Source organism: Muricauda sp. SCSIO 64092, assembly GCF_023016285.1.
Lineage (GTDB): Bacteria > Bacteroidota > Bacteroidia > Flavobacteriales > Flavobacteriaceae > Croceivirga.
The window spans coordinates 2,001,887-2,019,921 of the sequence record NZ_CP095413.1; the positions used below are offsets into that span (position 1 = coordinate 2,001,887).

Genomic DNA, 18,035 nt, shown 5'->3' on the forward strand with positions numbered 1-18,035 from the left:
AAAACCCGGCACCAGCACCGAAGCCACAACCTGTGATACCAAGGCCTAACTGTGTGGACTGTGGATTTTAAAATGAGAAACCAAAAGATATGATACGAATAAAATTGACCGTAGTCGTTTTGATACTGTTGGCAGCATTTTCCTGTAAACAGGAACCTCGCAACAAAGAGGCTTCTCCAAATGCCGTTGAACCGGCCACCTCGGACCAAAAGGCAGGGGCAAATGGAGACAAAAAAGAAAATATTGAAGTTCCTACAGAAATGGCCAAAGACTGTGACCAGACCTTTGATGCTTTTTTTGAAAGGTTTGCCAAGGACAGTATTTTTCAAAAGAACAGGGTCAAATACCCGATGAAATGGTTTTATTATGAAGATGTCACCGATGAAAAACCCACATTAGAACTTGTTGAAAATGGTTCTTTTGATTATGTAGATTTTACTAAGGACAAAGAGGCTTTTAATAATGAGTATGATAAATACGAAATTGAAATTGAGAAAGAGGAAAATAACAATTTGTATAAATTACTTGGGATAGATAATGGTATTCATGTAACCTATAAGTTCAGTTTGATAGATGGCTGTTGGTATCTGGTAGAGATATTGGACGAATCCACATGATTAAAGAAGAATCTCCGCTCCGCAGTATCCGCCAAAGGTGGACAGGGTTATACTGCTGCGTTATAACCGTTTTAAAAGCTCTAATAATGATAGGGCGAAGCAGCCAAGTTACTTTGTAGCGAGTTGTGGATTGTAAATTAAATGATAAAAGTAGATTTAATTGTATTTGTTTTATTAGTTCTTTTTGCAAGCTGTAAAAGTGAAAAGAAGGAAGAAATTTCAACAGAGGAAACAACCCTTGATTCTATGGGTTATATGGTGCCTAGTCAGAAAGAGAGTGGGATTGTAAGCAACAATAGTGACTCGAATTTTGTTTCAAAGAATATAAGAGCAGACAAAAAACTTCAAAAAGTAGAAGATTTTGATGTTTTTTTATCACAATTCGTCGAGGACTCTACTTTTAGATATAGCAGAATCAAATTTCCAATTGAAGGATTTAATTCTGATTCCGAAGCCAACAGAGATAACTATGTTTGGACAAAGGAGGACTGGGAATTTTATTTTGAGGAGGATAAAAATTATAAAAAGAACGAAAATATTATAAGCGAGGTATCGGTCCAAAAATCTGTAGCTACCTGGAGATTATATATAGCAGATTCTGGTTATGATGTTAACTATCAATTCGGGTTAAATGCTAATAAATGGTATTTGATTAGCTATTCTTATAAGAATTTTTAACCATTCACCCCACTAGCGCTCGTCTCTGACGAGTGCCGTATCGAGTAGGCAAAAAAGCACCAAAGCCAAAACCTGTGATACCAAGGCCCAACTGTGTGGACTGTGGATTTTAAAATAATTTAGATGGTATGATAAGAATAATCTTAGCTGTACTCCTATTTATTAGTTCTTTTTGTAAACTGCAAAGAAAATAAAGTCTTTCAAGAGCCTGTGGAAAGTACTGGTAAAGATTTTACAGTAAAAGACAGTACAGAAATTAGTCAGAAGAGTTTACAACCTAATAAAGACATAGATAAAAAAATCTATCAGGACACTGCGAAATCTAATTTAAATAGAGAAAATCAAAACAAGTCAAGTAAAACCGAATACCGAAAGTTGACTGATTTAAAGATGTTTAAAGATTTCGAAATTATAAGTAGTTCTGCTATAAACTCTGAGCAAAGCAATAAGGGTTTGACTTATTTAAAGAACTCTAATATACATGTTTTAGCTTTAGAAGAAATAGTAAACTCTATATCGAAAGAGGCAAAGTATAAACTATTAGATACCGTTCACTATATAAGTAATAGCAATGAGGCTTTGACAGATCTAATCGAATGTGAAAAAATAGATGATGCAGACGCTAAACAGATTTTTGCTTTTTCAGAGTATGAAGACAAAGAATATCTAAATAAAACTTTAAAAGCTTGGAAACTAGATCTAAAAAAAGATAGATTTAATTTAATTGACCCTAAAAAAGTAAGATGCATAAATATTGATTTTGATTATGAGGAATAAAACTTTTTCCTGCTCCACAGTATCCACCAAAGGCGGACAGGGTTGTACTGCTGCGGCATGATCGTTTAAAGTTTTGATAATAATAAGGCGAAGCAGCCAACCTACTTCGCAGCGGGATTGGTTTTCTTGGTGGGTAATACCACCAGTCACAGACTGGCGGTAGCGGGGCAGCAGTAGCCCTTGCTCGGGAATGGCGTAAAGAAAACCGGGGATGTGCCCTTCCGATTTAGAAAACCAAGACGAAACGAAACATATGGAATTCCCATTTGATAAAATGCAAAAGTTTCATGCACCAGTCAACAGCGATATCGTAGATAAGTATAATGAATCAAAACCTCTCATTTAAAATTATAGTTCTGGAATCATCTTTTAATATTTATTTAGCTAATTGATTTTTAGTTATTTAACAAAAATGTAGTAATTATTTACCACAAATGTGGTATTTTTGTACCACAAAACTTATTACACTACAAAACAATGAAACGTGCAGGAGAAATAGTAAAACAGAAAAGAATCGATGTTGGCCTTACGCTGCGGACATTTTGTAATCAAATCGATTTTGACTCCAGTAACTGGAGCAAAATAGAAAGGGGGTTACTCGAATTTCCCAAGTCGGGGTTGATATTATCAGCTATAGCCGAAACCTTAAAAATGAGCGATGAAGAAATAAGGGAAGTAAAAGACGTAGCCCTTGTCGAAGCCATCCCTGACGGTTTGAAACCCGAGGAAGATGTGTTGAAAGCGCTACCGGTTTTCTTCAGGACTTCGAGAGTAGAGAACCCATCAGATGAACAGTTAAAGGAATTGATAAACCTTATTAGAAAGCATTAGCACCAAGACATGATAAAGTTCACACCTCAAAGAATCACTTATAATGAAATACGTGAAATAGTAGAGGAGTTCAGGGCTCAGACTCCAAGGGCTCAAAAAATTCCGATAGATGTTGAAGAGATTATTGAGTTTGATTTGGGACTGAACATTATCCCTGTTCCTGAGCTGAAAATGAGAACGGATGTGGAGGCTTTTCTATCGCATAGTTTAAGTGACATTTGGGTCGACTATGGGGAGTATAATACCAAGTTTTCCAGAAACAGACTGCAATTTACACTTGCTGAAGAAATAGGTCATCTGGATAGAGAGACAGGCCAAGGAATTCGCTGGAAGATTGTTGGTGCCCAAAACAGAATTAGAGAAATATTTAAACAAACTACAGAAAAAAATCAAAGTATTTTATGACAGGTTTGCCAAAGAATTTGACGATAACCCTAGAGACCTGGCAATTGAGGCAATTTCAAGAATGATTTGTGGAAACTTCCAAGTATCCAGCAAGGTAATCGAACGTAGAATAAAATCTGAAGGGCTAAAAGGAATGTTTGAATTTGAATGACAGCTTTTGGTTCAAGCTGATGCGTTAAACCGGATTGTTTATTTGTATTAGGATCGAAAAGATTTAGAAAAACAGAGTCCCCCACTACCACCAGTCAAAGACTGGTGGTTTGGAGCAAGAATAAACATAAAAAAACAAAAGAAGCCACGACGTAAGTTGTGGCTTTTTTGTTATCGGGATTTCCCACATACGTTCGAAATGACCTTTGCATTAAGAGCGTTATTTTGAAAGCGCAAAGCGATTGGGAAATCCCCGCTCCGTTGTATCCACCAAAGGCGGATTGGGTTATACATTGCGGCCTAACCGTTTCAAAGTTTTGATAACGGTAGGGCGAAGCAGTCAAGCTACTTCGCAGCGGGGAACAACACTCCCCTTTTGGGCTCAGGTACAAAGGCTACAAAATAGGGCGGGACACTGCCCTTGGCAACGTAGGATTGGCGCAACGCTGCTCGGAAATGGTCTGGCCGTTTCCCTTCCAATATGGGGCATACTTTGCTTTAAAAACCTTGAAAGACGTTTTTTAGGGAGGAAAAAATACCTTTGGTCCGCTGCTCGGTAAACGGTTCCCCGACTTCCTCTTGTTTAAAGCAAATCCTATGTATCTCGGGAATGTTCTTTTGGATAAGGGGCAAGGGATCGAACGTAGTACTCTGCGAAAAGTCCAAAAAGCCTTTTTGTGGCACCACTGCCGTTCGGACCTTAAGGCGGTCCGTGAAGTTTTGAAAGGCGAGCGAATTCAGGCCGGTGAAAAGTTCCACCTGGATCGTACCGATGTTCACGTAGAACCTATGGACGAGTTCGTTCCTGGCCCTTAAAAATTCCTCGCTCTTGAGTTCCGATACAATCCTTCGCGGCGAAAAACCATAGAGTTCCGAATCCGATAACGGTATCCTATAAGGATAGACCAGGATAATATCGATAATCTCCTGGTGATACAGTTTAAGGGCATAGGCTGCCAATTTTAAGGATCTGACACTGAAATCCGTGGGTACCAATATTTTTTTCATGACGTTGCGATTTTATGTGGGTACAATACTAAACCTGCAACATTAAAATGGGATAAGAAAGGGATTGGAAAGGCATTAGATTTTTAGTGGCCCGTCTTGGCCGTGGCATGGATATTGGGCAACTGCACTATGACCCGGGTCCCCTTCCCTATTTCTGAATCGATTCGCAATTCGCCCCCATGCAGACGTACAATTTTCCGGGACAGCGGGAGGCCAAGGCCAAAACCTTTAAAACCCCTGGCGTTGGATCCCCTGGAAAATGGTTCCAACACATTTTTAAGGTCCTCCTTGGGAATGCCAATACCCTCATCCCTTACGGAAATCAGGATGGTCTGCTCCTTCACCCGGATCCCCAAATCGACATTCCCTTTTTTGGAATACTTCAAGGCGTTGTCCAGGACGTTGAACAGGGCCGCGCGTATAAGGCCTTCATTTCCCATGAAGATCAGTTTGTCCGGATCTTTTGGTAAAAACCGAAGGTCACAGTTTACCGTTCCAGAAGTGGGGACATCAAATTCCGTTTGAAGCTCCATCAACAGCTCATCGGCCCGTATATGCTCTCCCAACAGCCCCTTGGAATTGTTTTCGGCCTGGGCCAGTTCCAGCAGGGCATTGATGAGTCCGTTGAGTCGCGAGGCCTCTCTTTCAATGGTCCGCAGGGTGGTGATATACTCCTGTTCGCTCCTTGCGCTGCCAAGGGCGACCTCCGTCTGCCCGATAATGGCCGTTAAAGGGTTCTTAAGTTCATGGGAGGCGTTGCGCACAAAATTGTTCTTCATCTCAAAAGAGGCCTCGAGCCTGTCCAGCATATTGTTGAACGTACGGGACAGCTCCCCCAGTTCATCGTTTCTGTGTCCATTGGGCAATCGCAAATGGAGTTTTTTCGCCCGTATCCCATTGACCTGTCGGGTAATGTCCGAAATGGGTTTCAGCACCCTTTTGGCATAATCCCGGCCCAATACAAAAAGGATGATCAAGCTCAGGACATAGGCTATGAGCAAGGTTCTTAAAAGGTTCCGCATTTTGGCCGATCCATAAAGGTCCTCCGCGGACAGCACCACAATGAAATCCCCCTGGTTGTCGCGATAAAGGATGGCCGTGAAATAGGCCTTCCCGATCTTGGCCCGGGCGTGGCCGGCGGCAAGGACTTCACTAAAGAACTCCTTTTCCAGGGGAAGCGTATGGGGTGGAACCAAGGTTCTTTTGTCCACATTGACCTTGAAGATCTCTTCCTTTTCATTGGGCAGGGTCCGTACGTGCTTTTTGCGGATTTCCTCGTATATACTGGAACTCAGTTCATCTTTTTCCAGATAGGCCTGGGCCGCGATCGATGCCCTTTGCCGCAGGCGGAGATAGAATTCGTTATGCGTGTGGTTCTCCACGGAAAAGTAAATGAACAAAAAGACCGATAACAGCAGCAGGGCGGTAAGCAGTACAAAGATCAGTGCTATTTTGTTCCTAATCTTCATGTTCTTCGGATTCCCGCAAGGCATAGCCCATACCGATCACGGTATGGATAAGTTTGGGGCCATAAGGCCGGTCGATCTTGTTTCTCAGATAATTGACATAGACATCCACCACGTTGGTCCCCAGATTGAAATTGATGTCCCATACACTTTCGAGAATATCGATACGGCTCAATACCCTGTTCTTGTTCCTTAGAAAGAACTCCAGCAACCGAAACTCCGTGGAAGTCAGTTTGATATTGTTCCCCGCCCTTTTTACCGTTTTGGCATCCCGGTCAAGTTCCAAATCGGACACGGTCAGTTTTCGGTTCACGGCCTCCAGGGGAACATGCCTTCTTGATAATGCACGGATCCTGGCTAAAAGCTCTTTGAACTTAAAGGGTTTCACCAGGTAGTCGTCCGCTCCGGAATCCAATCCTTCCACCACATTCTCCGTGGTGCCCAGGGCGGTAAGCATGATAATGGGCAGGTTTTTGTAACCGACTTCCCTGATTTTTTTGGCCACCAAACGTCCGTCCATGACGGGCAGTACAATGTCAAGAATCACCAAATCGATTTCCTCCTGTGCCAACAGTTCCAAGCCCTGTGGCCCATCGTAGGCCAAAAAGACCTCATGACCCGCTTCACGGAGTCCCTTTCCTATAAAGGTGGCCACGTTCCGTTCGTCTTCTATGACCAGTATTCTTTTGGACATTTACGGAGGTGTCAAATAAAGTTGGAATTGTCCTGCTTTTCTATCGTCCTTAAAGATAAAAAATGAGGTACAACCCCCTCCTTAAAGAGATTAGAATGCCATTAGAATTGTTGGGCCGTTCAAAAATCAATCCCCACTTACGGATTGGCGAGGGCAGGTAAAACCTCCTTTAATCGGGTCAAAAATCGCTTATCTTAGTTCCCTACATGAAATAGACCATAATCTACATTCGTAGGTAGTGCACAATAAACCCTTAATGAAGAATAGCCTACTATTTCCAATACTGGCCGTAATGGCTTTTAAGGCCGTAGCCCAAGACACGATTTGCTTAAATGAAACTATCACGCATACCATTAGGTCCGAATATCTGGATGAAAATAGGGAGTATTGGGTGAGTTTGCCCCTCAACTATTCCGATTCCCTAACGTACCCGGTCATTTATGTTTTTGATGCGGAGTGGCGGTTCGATTTAATTAAAAACATAGCGTTTGATCTGGGAGCAAACAAAAAAATTCGGAATTCCATTATTATCGGGATTCCACATGTGGATTGGGAAAACAAAAGAGGGCAAGACCTCACCTTTAGTCAGTCGAGAATTGAGTATGATGGGGAGAAAGTGGATTCCACATGGTACACTGACTCCAATTCGGGCAAAGCAATGCCCTTTTATCATTACCTGACCAAAGAACTGATTCCGGATGTCAATAAAAACTATGCCGCCAATAATCACGAAACGCTCATAGGCCATTCCTACGGAGGCTACTTTGGGGGTTACCTCTTATCATTGGAACATCCTTTTGAAATCATACATATGTATGACCCTTCCCTATGGTATAGTGATGGGGAGGTAATACAACGATTTAAAAAATCCAACTATAACAAGAATACCAGAATTCATATCACCTATCAACCAAAACCGGAATTTCACAGGGGAAAGATAGAAGAGTTTATCCAAGAACTTGAGGATACTGAATCGATTGTCCTATCCAAGGAATTCTATGAAAATGACACGCATAATTCGTTGTTTTTAGCCAGCTTTTACGAAGGAATCCTTAAAACAAACCAATAATTGTACACCGTATTGGCTATACGTAAAAGCGCTGTTCCCGCCTATACAACTCCACAAAAAAAGTCACCTGTTTTCGTGGACGGCTTGATTTAGTCGTTTATAATCCTATTCCTACACTTGTACATTTACTTTTCTTTACCGCTAGGCTTTTGAATAAATTGCCTTACTAATCCCTGTTATATTCAGACTCTTGAAATTCAGAAGAGTATCACTTTACTTTATTAAATTAATAGCGCTTAAAGACAAAAGCTTCCAACAAGAAGGTAGTAATGAAATGGGATTTCTGGGTACTGAGTAACGCCTAGTTGCCAACTGATGGTAGCAATCGAGTTGTGCAGAACAAGGCAAGGCAAGGGTTAATTGGTTTAAAAATTTATATTCAATATGATAAAATACAAATTAATCGAATATGATAAAAAGAACTTAACTGACTGGCAGCTAATATATAAGCATCATAAAAAACCAAAGTTCGTTATTAATATAACTTTAATTATTATCGGTGCCTTACTTATAGTTCTGCCTGTCATAAAATTTGATATTAGGTACTGCATTACATTTCCGATAGGAGTAGTAATTGGTTGGCTTGCTATTCGAAGAACGGAAAAAGAAACATTACGAGTTTTATGTGAAGAGTATAATGAAAAATATTCCTTAAATATCCTTGATAAGTGGGATTATCTTACTATTCTCAAATTACGTTATGAAATGTTAAAAACGTACATTGAAGGAAAAAAGATAAAACTGAATGCAGAAAAAATTTCATTTATCATTGACTCCTTGAACTCCGAGTTAGAAAGAGAGCGATATTCTTATTTATCAATAAATGTTTCAATAGCTATTATAGGTAGTTTCATAGGGGCATTTCTTGGTGCAACTTTCGGATTAGCAAAAAATGTTGATGAATTGTTTGAGGTATCTAGAATTCTATTAGCGATCATATTAGTAGTTGTTATGGCTTTCATATACGGAGAGATGTGGGTGGTAAAGCCCATTGCTATGGGAAAAAGAAATAGGTACTCAAGATTAATAAAAACTCTTGAAATGCTATATCTGGAAAAATAGATAATAATACACCCACGCTGGTGCGCGATTAGCGTATCGCATTCCAAAAAATAATTTAATCAAAGTGAAACCATTGTGGAAATGGGGGAGTTCGCCGTTGTGGTTCGTCATAAAAGGGGCAACTTAAAACATCGATTTGTTTCCCCTTGGTCAAGGGGTTCGAGCATCCTTTTATTCCCTATTTTTAAGCTATGGAAAGGACAGCGTTGAACAGCATATGCTGTTGGCACCCTGGTTTTGACCTATTGGAACAATGATCGGAAACTTTATAGATACTTTTAGGTTTGGCCTGAAACGCAGGCCTTCCTTCCTGGACCCGAACATTGGGTTTCTCCATACCGATCATGGGGCAATCAGGGTCTTGGACACCGGTGGGACAAAACCCGTTATCCTTAATGTGCCCGATGGCCCCAACGTTATCGAACACCATTTGGGACTGATCACGGAACTCTCCCGGAATTTTAGGGTCATTTGTTTTGAACTGCCTGGGACCGGATTTTCCTATCCGAACAGGAAATACGATTATTCCATTGCCGCCGCTGCCCGATTGATCATCCATATTATGGATATCCTAAAAGTGGATAGGGCCACCCTGGCCTTTTCCTGTTCCAACGGATTTTATGCCATTAAGGCCGCTGGGCTTTTTCCCGAGCGGATAGAGCACTTGTTCCTATCCCAAACTCCCTCACTGCCGGCCATGGAAAAATGGACGGAAGGCACCATCCCCAATGTCCTCAAACTTCCAGTGATCGGTCAGGTGGCCAATTCCCTTTTCGAAAAAAAGCTGGCCAGGACCTGGTACCGCTATGCCCTGCCAAAGGATATGGACATCTCTGGTTATCAGGATACGGCATTGGCCGCATTGGACCGTGGGGGATGTTTCTGCCTATCGGGGCTGGTCCAGGGCCTAAAGGGAGATCTGCACCATTCCCTGAGATTGTTGGATATACCATCCACCATGCTCTGGGGAGAGCGAGACTATACGCACAGAAAAACAGACCGTACATCCATTCTGGAGCACGTACCCAGTTGTGAAATCATAGTGTTTGATGATTGCGGACATTTTCCTGAGTTGGAAGCGACCCATAGGTATGTGGCCCTGGTGAAGGAAAGACTGCACCTATAGTTCCTACTTTACAAAATCGCCGGTCTTTGGAGCAAGAACAGGTGGCTCCACAAAAAAAGCCGCCATTTCTGGCAGCTTTTCCACTTCTTCGCTCCCCCTCTTGGGCTCCCTTCGGCTTCGCTCAGGGTAAACTTCTCGCCCAAATACCTTCACAAAAAAAGCCGCCATTTCTGGTAGCTTTTCCATTTCTTCGCTCCCCCTCTTGGGCTCGAACCAAGGACCCTCTGATTAACAGTCAGATGCTCTAACCAACTGAGCTAAGGAGGAATGTTTTGCTTTTAGCGGGTGCAAATATAGCCGATTCTTAACTAGACTACAAACAAAAAGTTTGATTTCTCTATTTAAAAACCGCTTTGTACAGATCGTTTCCGTTGGCAAATAAAAGTAAGGCAATCAACAAAAAGAAGCCAACCATTTGGGCATACTCCAAAAACTTATCACTCGGTTTTCTTCCCGATACCATTTCATACAATAGAAACATCACATGGCCACCATCCAAAGCGGGAATCGGAAGAATGTTCATAAAGGCCAAAATAATGGATATCAGTGCTGTAGTGGACCAAAAGGCCACCCAGTCCCAGGTTGGCGGGAACATGCTACCAATGGCGGCAAAACCACCCACTCCTTTATAGGCCCCGGTAGAGGGGTTAAAGATTTTTTTGAGTTGCTTGGCATAACCCGTCAGGGTTTCCACCCCTTTGTTGATGCCTGCAGGTATGGCCTCCAAAAAGCTATATTCAATCTCTTCAATCTTAAGATATCCCTTCGCTTCATATTCTTCAGGGGTAAGGCCCTTAAGTCCAATTCCGAGTTTGGCATCCTCATTGACCTTGGCCACCACCAGTTGTTCGCCACCATTTTCCCTTTGGACCAAAACATTGACCTCCTGGTTTTTGTTGGCTTCCAGGATAGGGGTCACCTGATCCAGATAATTGGCAGGTTTTCCATTGATGGCCAAAACGGCATCCCCTTCCCTAAAATCGACCCCTTCGTTATGCGAACCTTTGGATACCTCCTGAACGATAAAAGGCTGGCGCATGGACAAAAACCGTACTTTGTCCTCATCTTCCAAAAGCGTGGCTATAAAATCGACAGGGAGCTCTTGTTCCAACACCTGTCCATCGCGCTCAATGGTTATGGAATTACCGTTGATCAATTCAAGATATACGCTTCTAAAGGATTCCAGGGTATTGCCATCCACGGCCAAAATCTTGTCCCCTGTTTGAATGCCTGCCTTATCCCCTATGTTTTTTTCCACTACCCAAACACCATCCTTTAAACTATCCATTCTAACGTATTGATCGCCGTATTGGTAGGCCATGCCAATGTAGATGATTACGGCAAGGACAAAGTTTACGGTGACACCGCCCAACATGATGATCAATCGCTGCCAGGCCGGTTTGCTCCGAAACTCCCAGGGTTTGGGCTCTTCCTTCATTTGCTCCGTGTCCATACTTTCATCGATCATCCCGGAAATCTTTACATAGCCCCCCAATGGCAGCCATCCAATCCCGTACACCGTTTCCCCAATTTTCTTTTTGAACAGGGAAAACTTGACGTCAAAGAAGAGGTAAAATTTCTCCACCCGGGTCTTAAAGAGTTTGGCAGGGATAAAATGGCCAAGCTCATGCAGAACGATCAAGATGGACAAACTCAGAAAAAATTGTATGACTTGTATGACTATGGGATTCATGGGTACTTTTACTCTTAGGACGGACAAAAGTACATTTTTAACAGGGCATACAAAAAACAAAAACTTTAAAGACCAAGGCATTTAAGAAAGTTTTGGCAAGCCGATGTCCAAAAACTATTTGAAAAGGGATTTTCTGGACGTAATTTTGCAACTATGCGTCGATTTTTTGCCAAATACCGTCTTTTTGCCCTGGTTTTCTCCCTGCTGTCCCTGGTCATCATTTACTTTATTTATGATGCCCTCAAGCCCAACAAAAGATTACCGATCTACCAACCCAACATGGTCAACCCGGAATTGGTGGACAGCACCTTGCTGGATGTAAAAAAGTACCATACCATTGCCAATTTTGAGTTGATTAACCAGAATGGGGATACCATCACTCAGGAGGCGTACACGGACAAAATCTATGTGGCCGATTTCTTTTTTACCACCTGTCCCACCATTTGCCCTATCATGACCAAGAATATGGCTGAAATCCAAGGGAGTATCCTGGATGATGATGACGTGATGCTCCTTTCCCACTCGGTAACCCCACAAATTGACACTGTTGCCCAATTAAAGCGCTACGCTCTTGAGAAAGGGGTATTGGATTCCAAATGGAACCTGGTCACCGGGGATAAAAGGCAGATTTATGAGCTCGCCAGAAAATCGTATTTAGCGGTCAAAACCGATGGGGATGGAGGTCCCTTTGATATGATCCATACCGAAAACTTCATTTTGGTGGATAAGGAAAAGCGGATTCGCGGATTCTATGATGGTACCAATACGGAAGAAATCCAGAAACTGTTGCAGGACCTGGCCATCCTAAAGAATTCCTATAACAACTAGGCTTTCATTTTTTTACCTTACTTTTGTTTAATTAAAATGATTCTAAATAAAAAGTATTGGCTTCCGTTGCTACACTAAAACCAGGTCAGAAGGGAATAATCAAGGATTTTGGGGATACCACCATTCCCATTAAACTTTTGGAACTGGGTTGCCTTCCCGGAAATGAAGTGGAACTCCTGCAAATTGCCCCGCTCAAGGACCCCATCTACATTAACGTCAACGGATCCCGGATTGCCATTAGAAGAGCCACGGCCGAAAGAATTGAATTGGAACTACTTGAAGACCATATCGGCCAATGAGCAAAAGCATCAAAGTTGCCCTTATTGGGAATCCAAATACAGGAAAAACCTCCGTTTTCAATCAGCTTACCGGACTCAAGCAAAAGGTTGGCAATTATCCCGGTATTACCGTGGAAAAGAAAGAGGGCATCTGCAAGCTCCCCAATGGGGACAAAGCCCATATCCTGGATTTGCCCGGTACGTATAGCCTCAACACCACTTCCCTGGATGAAAGTGTTGTGGTGGAATTGTTGCTCAACAAAAACGATAAGGACTACCCGGATGTCGCCATTGTGATTACCGATGTGGAAAACCTTAAGCGCAACCTGTTGCTTTTCACCCAAATCAAGGATTTAAGGATTCCCGCCATTTTGGTCATCAATATGAGCGATCGCATGTCCAAAAATGGAATTTCAATTGACATTGATGCCCTGGAGCAAAAGTTGGGCACCAAAATCGCCTTGGTCAGTACCCGAAAATCGGAGGGTATCCAACACATCAAGGAGTTGATCGCCCACTATAAAAGTCTGGTCAATACGCCCAATCTCAATGCCTCAAAAATTGCCCCGGACTATTTTGAGCGCTTGCAAAACACCTTCCCCAAAGAGAATCTGTACAAGCTTTGGCTGGTAATTACCCAGGACGTGAACTTTATGCCCATTGAGAAAAAGCGCATACAGGACGCCACCTCCTTTTCCACCAAATCAAAAGCGGAACTCAAGAAATTACAGCATCGGGAAACGGTCCTGCGCTACCAGTTTATCAATGGGGTCCTAAAGGACACCTATAAAGTGGACGCACAGGCGGCAAAGGGCGTTAGGGCCAACCTGGATAGGATACTGACCCACCGTGTGTTCGGATACCTTATTTTTATGGCCATCCTGCTCCTCATCTTTCAGGCCATTTTTGAATGGAGCACCTACCCCAGTGATTTTATCGATGAGCAATTCGCCGCCGCCGGCGAATGGCTAAAGGAAACCCTTCCACCCGGAATATTAACGGATTTGTTGGCAGAAGGTATCCTGGCCGGAATTGGGGGTATTGCCGTTTTTATTCCCCAAATTGCTTTTTTGTTTCTGTTCATTGCACTCTTGGAGGAATCCGGATATATGAGCAGGGTAGTGTTCTTAATGGACAAATTGATGCGTCCCTTTGGTCTTAGCGGAAAAAGCGTGGTTCCCCTTATTTCGGGAACGGCATGCGCCATTCCGGCGGTCATGGCCACAAGGACCATTGAAGACTGGAAGGAACGGCTCATTACCATTTTGGTGGTCCCTTTTACCACCTGTTCCGCACGTTTGCCCGTTTACCTTATTCTAATCGCCCTGGTCATTCCGGAAGGGCGTTTTATTGGCCTAAGTTATCAGGCCCTGACCCTTATGCTCCTCTATCTCCTTGGGTTTGCCATGGCAATCATCGCCGCCAAGGTGCTGAACAGCATCCTAAAAATTAAAAGTAGGTCCCTGTTCATGATAGAGATGCCTACCTATAGAATGCCCCTGTTCAAAAACGTGGGGTATACGGTGGTCGAAAAAACCAAGAGCTTTGTTTTTGGAGCGGGAAAGATCATTTTGGCCATATCCATCGTACTGTGGTTCTTGGGCTCCAATGGGTATTCCAAAGAGTTTAAAAATGCGGAGGAAATCGTTGGCAAACGGATCCAGGAACATGGGTTAAATGATTATAGCAAAAACTACATCAGAAAAAACGTGCTGACCTTTGCCACGGAAAAAGGGGAGGATACCGGTAAAATACCCAATCCCCTGGACCTTACTGTGGAACAGGATTCGTTGCGCTTATTGAACAATGAGCTTTTTAAAAGGGCAAAGGCCCAGGAAATCGCAAGCTATAAATTGGAACATTCCTATATAGGCTATGCAGGAAAGTTCATTGAACCCGTGGTAAAACCCTTGGGCTATGATTGGAAAATAGGCATTGCCGTGTTAACCTCATTTGCGGCGAGGGAAGTATTTGTAGGTACGTTGGCCACCATTTACAGCGTTGGCAATGATGAGGAGGAAACCATTAAAAATAGGATGGCGGCAGAATTGGACGAAACAAATCAAAGACCGCTCTTTAATTTGGCCTCGGGAATTTCCCTAATGCTGTTTTATGCCTTTGCCATGCAGTGCATGAGCACGCTGGCCATTGTAAAACGGGAGACCAACTCCTGGAAATGGCCCATCCTCCAACTGGTATTTATGAGCGGAATAGCGTATCTTGTAGCCTTGACGGCTTATCAATTCCTAAAATAAATGGTACAACAATTAATTGCATACCTCATTCTTGCAGCGGCACTGGTCTATTTGGTGCACCGATTTATTGTACCCCTCCCCCTTTTATCATCAAAAAAGAAATCTTCCAAGGGTTGCGGCACGGACTGTGGCTGTTGATTCCTTTCCCAACCCCTTTTTAAGGACCGCTCCCAAAAAAATGTGCATGGGGATGTAACCTTTTGTATTTTCCTGACTATATAGACTGAACACCAACTAAAAACAGAATCGTTGAGCGAACAGAATGACGAGCAGTTAATGGCCGAAGTGGCCCATGGAAATTTGGATATGCTACAAATCCTATTTAACAGGCACCATAGGCATGTGTACAATTTTCTGTTCAAGATGACCGGGGACAAAATGTTAAGTGAGGATTTAACCCAGGATGTGTTTTACAAAGTGATCAAGTACAAAACAACATACAACAACGGCAGTTTTATTTCATGGTTGTTTACCATAGCCAGGAACAGTTTAAAGACCCATTTTATAAGAAACAAGGAGGTGCATGGGGATTTGGAATCCGTAACCTACCGAATTGGGGAAGAGGACCGGACAGAAGATTATTCCCATTTGCACAAGGCTTTGCAACAATTGGAGGCTTCCGATCGGGAAGTGGTGATCCTCAACCGGTTTCAAGGGATCAGATACCAGGAATTGGCGGAAATCATGGAGACCACTCCGGGTGCGGTCAAAACAAAGATGAGCCGCGCCCTAAAAAAATTAAAAATAATTTACCTGCAAACCATTTAGTCATGGAAAAAAAGGAAATGGAAGCGAAAATATCGGACTATTTAGATGGTACACTATCCAAATCCGAAGTTGCTGCATTCGAAAGGCAGCTATCGGCCGATGAGCACTTTCGAAAAGAAGTTGAAGAATTCAAAATACTCTTTGAAGCCATAAAGACCGAGGAAACCGTAACACCCTCAAAACGATTGGCCATGAATTTTGAAAGGATGCTCCAAGAAGAGAAAAACAATCAGGTTAAGGTGATTTCCTTACCATCGAAACCAAGCAAAGGTATTGCCCAGGTCTTTAGGGTGGCGGCCAGCATCGCCATCTTAGTAGGTTCTTTCCTAATGGGACGTTATTTTGAGTCCCGGGAAACACAGGAAACCATGGCCCTGGTTCAGGGAGAGCAACTTGAATTGAAGCAGACCACCATGATTTCCTTAATGGAGAACCAATCCGCAAGTAAACGGATACAGGGAGTACAGTTTATCGATGAGTTTCCCGAACCGGATGAAGCCATTGTGGAAGCCCTTGCCGAACGTATGTTGACCGATGACAATACCAATGTGCGCCTAACGGCTGTGGAAGCCCTATCCCGATTTACGCAATCCGAACAGGTGAAGGCCTTTTTTATCCAGGCCCTACAGACGGAAAAGGACCCAAGCATCCAGGTGACCCTCATTAAAATACTGGTCGATATGCAAGAGAAAAAAGCGATTGCACCTATGCGGGAGCTTTTGAAAAAAGAAGATACCCAGCCCTTTATCAAGGAAGAAATCAATTCATTATTACCAAAAATTATATAAATATCAAAAAGCGAACAATTATGAGACGATTAGCAACTATTCTAATACTGTGTGCGGTTACGGCCTTCACACATGCCCAAAACGATTATACCAAATCCTTAAATGGGATTGAATGGGTAAAGATTGAATCCAAGGCAGAAATTATCCTTAAGACGCACGACAGTGACCAATTATTGATTAAAAGTGAAGCACGGGAGGAACGGCCGAATAGGGCAAAAGGACTAAAATTGGTGAGCGGCGGCGGAACGGACAATACCGATGTTGGGTTTTCCGTGGTACAAGATGGCAACAACCTCATTGTAAAAAACCTTAGAAAGTCGGATCATGCCCTTATTTATCTTCCAGCTTCACAAAACGTATCCGTAAAGACAACCTGGCACGGCGATGTGGAAATTGAAGGTTTTTCAGGAGAAATCGAGGCCGATGCCCAACTTAATGGAGGCATTAAAATTATGGATGTGACCGGGCCCGTAACCGCCAATGCACTGAACGGGGATATTGAAGTTGTGTTTAAAACCGTAAAGCAAAGTTCCCCCACTTCAATTTACACCACCAATGGTGCCGTAGACATTACCATGCCGGCCAGTACGCCCGCCAATCTCTCCCTGGGTACCACAAACGGGGAGGTCTATACCAATTTCGACCTTAAAAGACCACAGAAAGAAGGGCTTACCACAATTTCCAGCCAAAACATAAAGGGCAATATCAACAACGGAGGGGTGAGCATAAAGCTAAAGTCCACCAACGGTAACATTTACTTGAGAAAAAAATAATCCGATCAAATCTTCTAAAAACGAGCAATCATGAAAAAAACGACAATCCTTATCGCGCTCTGCCTCATGGTTTCTGTTGGAAAGGCCCAGAAAACCATCGAAAAGAACCTGGACCATAAAGGCCAGTTTATAGAAATGGATACCCCTTTCGCTTCAACCATTGAAGTAAAGACCTGGGACAAACCGACCGTTTATTTTAAGGCCACCCTTTCCTCGGAAACCCCGGAGTTATTGGATCTTTACAAATTGGAAGTAAAAGAGGAGCGTAGTTTGATTTCAATCGCATCGGATACCGAAGCCCTTTTTGAAGCCTACAGGGAAAAGCGTATGGCCCAAAAGAAGCGGTACTGGTGTCAGGAATACGAGTTCAATTATGTCCTTTACGTACCCAAAAACGCCCAGTTCAAGGTAAAAAGCATCAATGGAAGTCTACAATCCGATAGCATAGAAGGGAATTTTGAAGCCGATCTGATCAATGGCGATATTGAAATCAAACAATATTCCGGCAATTTGAAGTTAAATACCATCAATGGGGAAATAGACGTAAAAGTAAACAACGTGGCTTTCACTGCCGAAACCATACACGGTGATATTTATGCCGATGAAAAGCTAAAGTTAAAATCATACGATCGCCATGTGGGTCAGAAAGTGGAGAGTTTAACCTTGGCAGGGGTGACCAAATTGAAACTCAATACCATTAATGGAAATATGTATTTGAGGCTCTAAAATGCTTTACGTAAACCATAAAAAAGGCACCTGTTTCGGGTGT

20 protein-coding genes and 1 tRNA gene are annotated in these 18,035 nt (G+C 42.8%); 15 read left to right on the forward strand and 6 right to left on the reverse strand.

Features of this window, described 5'->3' with window-relative positions; all coding sequences use genetic code 11:
- The first annotated feature begins 89 nt into the window (after nucleotides 1–89).
- From L0P88_RS08205 to L0P88_RS08225, 5 genes are all read left to right on the forward strand, one after another.
- Complete coding sequence (locus L0P88_RS08205; RefSeq protein ID WP_247134112.1) at nucleotides 90–617, forward strand: DUF4348 domain-containing protein; 528 nt, start codon at nucleotides 90–92, stop codon at nucleotides 615–617.
- A gap of 141 nt (nucleotides 618–758) precedes the next feature.
- Nucleotides 759–1,295, forward strand: a complete 537-nt coding sequence (locus tag L0P88_RS08210; protein WP_247134113.1) for a hypothetical protein — start codon at nucleotides 759–761, stop codon at nucleotides 1,293–1,295.
- A gap of 210 nt (nucleotides 1,296–1,505) precedes the next feature.
- Nucleotides 1,506–2,072: a hypothetical protein gene (locus tag L0P88_RS08215; RefSeq protein ID WP_247134114.1), complete on the forward strand. Its 567-nt coding sequence runs from the start codon at nucleotides 1,506–1,508 to the stop codon at nucleotides 2,070–2,072.
- Between the two features lie 477 nt (nucleotides 2,073–2,549).
- Nucleotides 2,550–2,903 carry a helix-turn-helix domain-containing protein gene (locus tag L0P88_RS08220; RefSeq protein ID WP_247134115.1) on the forward strand — a complete coding sequence of 118 codons (354 nt, stop codon included), beginning with the start codon at nucleotides 2,550–2,552 and terminating at the stop codon, nucleotides 2,901–2,903.
- A 9-nt stretch (nucleotides 2,904–2,912) separates the two neighbouring features.
- Entirely contained in the window at nucleotides 2,913–3,308 is a 396-nt protein-coding gene (locus tag L0P88_RS08225; protein ID WP_247134116.1) for a hypothetical protein, read from the forward strand.
- Between the two features lie 648 nt (nucleotides 3,309–3,956).
- Here the strand turns inward: L0P88_RS08225 and L0P88_RS08230 are convergent.
- From L0P88_RS08230 to L0P88_RS08240, 3 genes are all read right to left on the reverse strand, one after another.
- Nucleotides 3,957–4,466: a universal stress protein gene (locus L0P88_RS08230; protein WP_247134117.1), complete on the reverse strand. Its 510-nt coding sequence runs from the start codon at nucleotides 4,464–4,466 to the stop codon at nucleotides 3,957–3,959.
- A gap of 83 nt (nucleotides 4,467–4,549) precedes the next feature.
- Nucleotides 4,550–5,935: a sensor histidine kinase gene (locus tag L0P88_RS08235; protein ID WP_247134118.1), complete on the reverse strand. Its 1,386-nt coding sequence runs from the start codon at nucleotides 5,933–5,935 to the stop codon at nucleotides 4,550–4,552.
- Complete coding sequence (locus tag L0P88_RS08240; RefSeq protein WP_247134119.1) at nucleotides 5,925–6,626, reverse strand: response regulator transcription factor; 702 nt, start codon at nucleotides 6,624–6,626, stop codon at nucleotides 5,925–5,927. Before L0P88_RS08240 ends, L0P88_RS08235 begins: the two co-directional genes overlap by 11 nt.
- Nucleotides 6,627–6,882: 256 nt before the next feature.
- Here L0P88_RS08240 and L0P88_RS08245 point away from each other — a divergent pair, with 256 nt between their 5' ends.
- From L0P88_RS08245 to L0P88_RS08255, 3 genes are all read left to right on the forward strand, one after another.
- Nucleotides 6,883–7,695, forward strand: a complete 813-nt coding sequence (locus tag L0P88_RS08245) for an alpha/beta hydrolase (RefSeq protein WP_247134120.1) — start codon at nucleotides 6,883–6,885, stop codon at nucleotides 7,693–7,695.
- A 384-nt stretch (nucleotides 7,696–8,079) separates the two neighbouring features.
- Entirely contained in the window at nucleotides 8,080–8,757 is a 678-nt protein-coding gene (locus L0P88_RS08250; protein ID WP_247134121.1) for a hypothetical protein, read from the forward strand.
- Nucleotides 8,758–9,010: 253 nt separating this feature from the next.
- On the forward strand, nucleotides 9,011–9,883 hold the full coding sequence (locus L0P88_RS08255; RefSeq protein WP_247134122.1) for an alpha/beta fold hydrolase: 873 nt from the start codon (nucleotides 9,011–9,013) through the stop codon (nucleotides 9,881–9,883).
- 3 nt (nucleotides 9,884–9,886) lie between these two features.
- On the opposite strand, the gene L0P88_RS08260 is transcribed toward L0P88_RS08255, so the two are convergent.
- From L0P88_RS08260 to rseP, 3 genes are all read right to left on the reverse strand, one after another.
- On the reverse strand, nucleotides 9,887–10,069 hold the full coding sequence (locus L0P88_RS08260) for a hypothetical protein (protein ID WP_247134123.1): 183 nt from the start codon (nucleotides 10,067–10,069) through the stop codon (nucleotides 9,887–9,889).
- A gap of 7 nt (nucleotides 10,070–10,076) precedes the next feature.
- Nucleotides 10,077–10,150 (reverse strand) — tRNA-Asn (locus tag L0P88_RS08265).
- Nucleotides 10,151–10,220: 70 nt separating this feature from the next.
- A complete protein-coding gene (rseP, locus tag L0P88_RS08270) occupies nucleotides 10,221–11,576 on the reverse strand; it encodes an RIP metalloprotease RseP (protein ID WP_158778117.1) in 1,356 nt (451 codons plus the stop codon).
- A 153-nt stretch (nucleotides 11,577–11,729) separates the two neighbouring features.
- Here rseP and L0P88_RS08275 point away from each other — a divergent pair, with 153 nt between their 5' ends.
- The 7 genes from L0P88_RS08275 to L0P88_RS08305 all read left to right on the forward strand — a co-directional run bounded on the left by L0P88_RS08275 (nucleotide 11,730) and on the right by L0P88_RS08305 (nucleotide 17,992).
- Entirely contained in the window at nucleotides 11,730–12,404 is a 675-nt protein-coding gene (locus L0P88_RS08275) for an SCO family protein (protein ID WP_247134124.1), read from the forward strand.
- Nucleotides 12,405–12,460: 56 nt separating this feature from the next.
- Nucleotides 12,461–12,703 (forward strand): ferrous iron transport protein A, encoded by a 243-nt coding sequence (locus L0P88_RS08280; RefSeq protein ID WP_247134125.1) that lies wholly within the window; start codon nucleotides 12,461–12,463, stop codon nucleotides 12,701–12,703.
- Complete coding sequence (gene feoB / locus L0P88_RS08285) at nucleotides 12,700–14,937, forward strand: ferrous iron transport protein B (protein ID WP_247134126.1); 2,238 nt, start codon at nucleotides 12,700–12,702, stop codon at nucleotides 14,935–14,937. Before L0P88_RS08280 ends, feoB begins: the two co-directional genes overlap by 4 nt.
- A gap of 249 nt (nucleotides 14,938–15,186) precedes the next feature.
- Nucleotides 15,187–15,705, forward strand: coding sequence for an RNA polymerase sigma factor (locus tag L0P88_RS08290; protein ID WP_247134127.1), 519 nt, complete (start codon nucleotides 15,187–15,189; stop codon nucleotides 15,703–15,705).
- 2 nt (nucleotides 15,706–15,707) lie between these two features.
- Nucleotides 15,708–16,493 carry a HEAT repeat domain-containing protein gene (locus L0P88_RS08295; RefSeq protein ID WP_247134128.1) on the forward strand — a complete coding sequence of 262 codons (786 nt, stop codon included), beginning with the start codon at nucleotides 15,708–15,710 and terminating at the stop codon, nucleotides 16,491–16,493.
- Between the two features lie 20 nt (nucleotides 16,494–16,513).
- Nucleotides 16,514–17,266 carry a DUF4097 family beta strand repeat-containing protein gene (locus tag L0P88_RS08300; protein WP_247134129.1) on the forward strand — a complete coding sequence of 251 codons (753 nt, stop codon included), beginning with the start codon at nucleotides 16,514–16,516 and terminating at the stop codon, nucleotides 17,264–17,266.
- Nucleotides 17,267–17,296: 30 nt separating this feature from the next.
- Nucleotides 17,297–17,992 (forward strand): polymer-forming cytoskeletal protein, encoded by a 696-nt coding sequence (locus L0P88_RS08305; RefSeq protein WP_247134130.1) that lies wholly within the window; start codon nucleotides 17,297–17,299, stop codon nucleotides 17,990–17,992.
- Nucleotides 17,993–18,035: the final 43 nt, after the last annotated feature.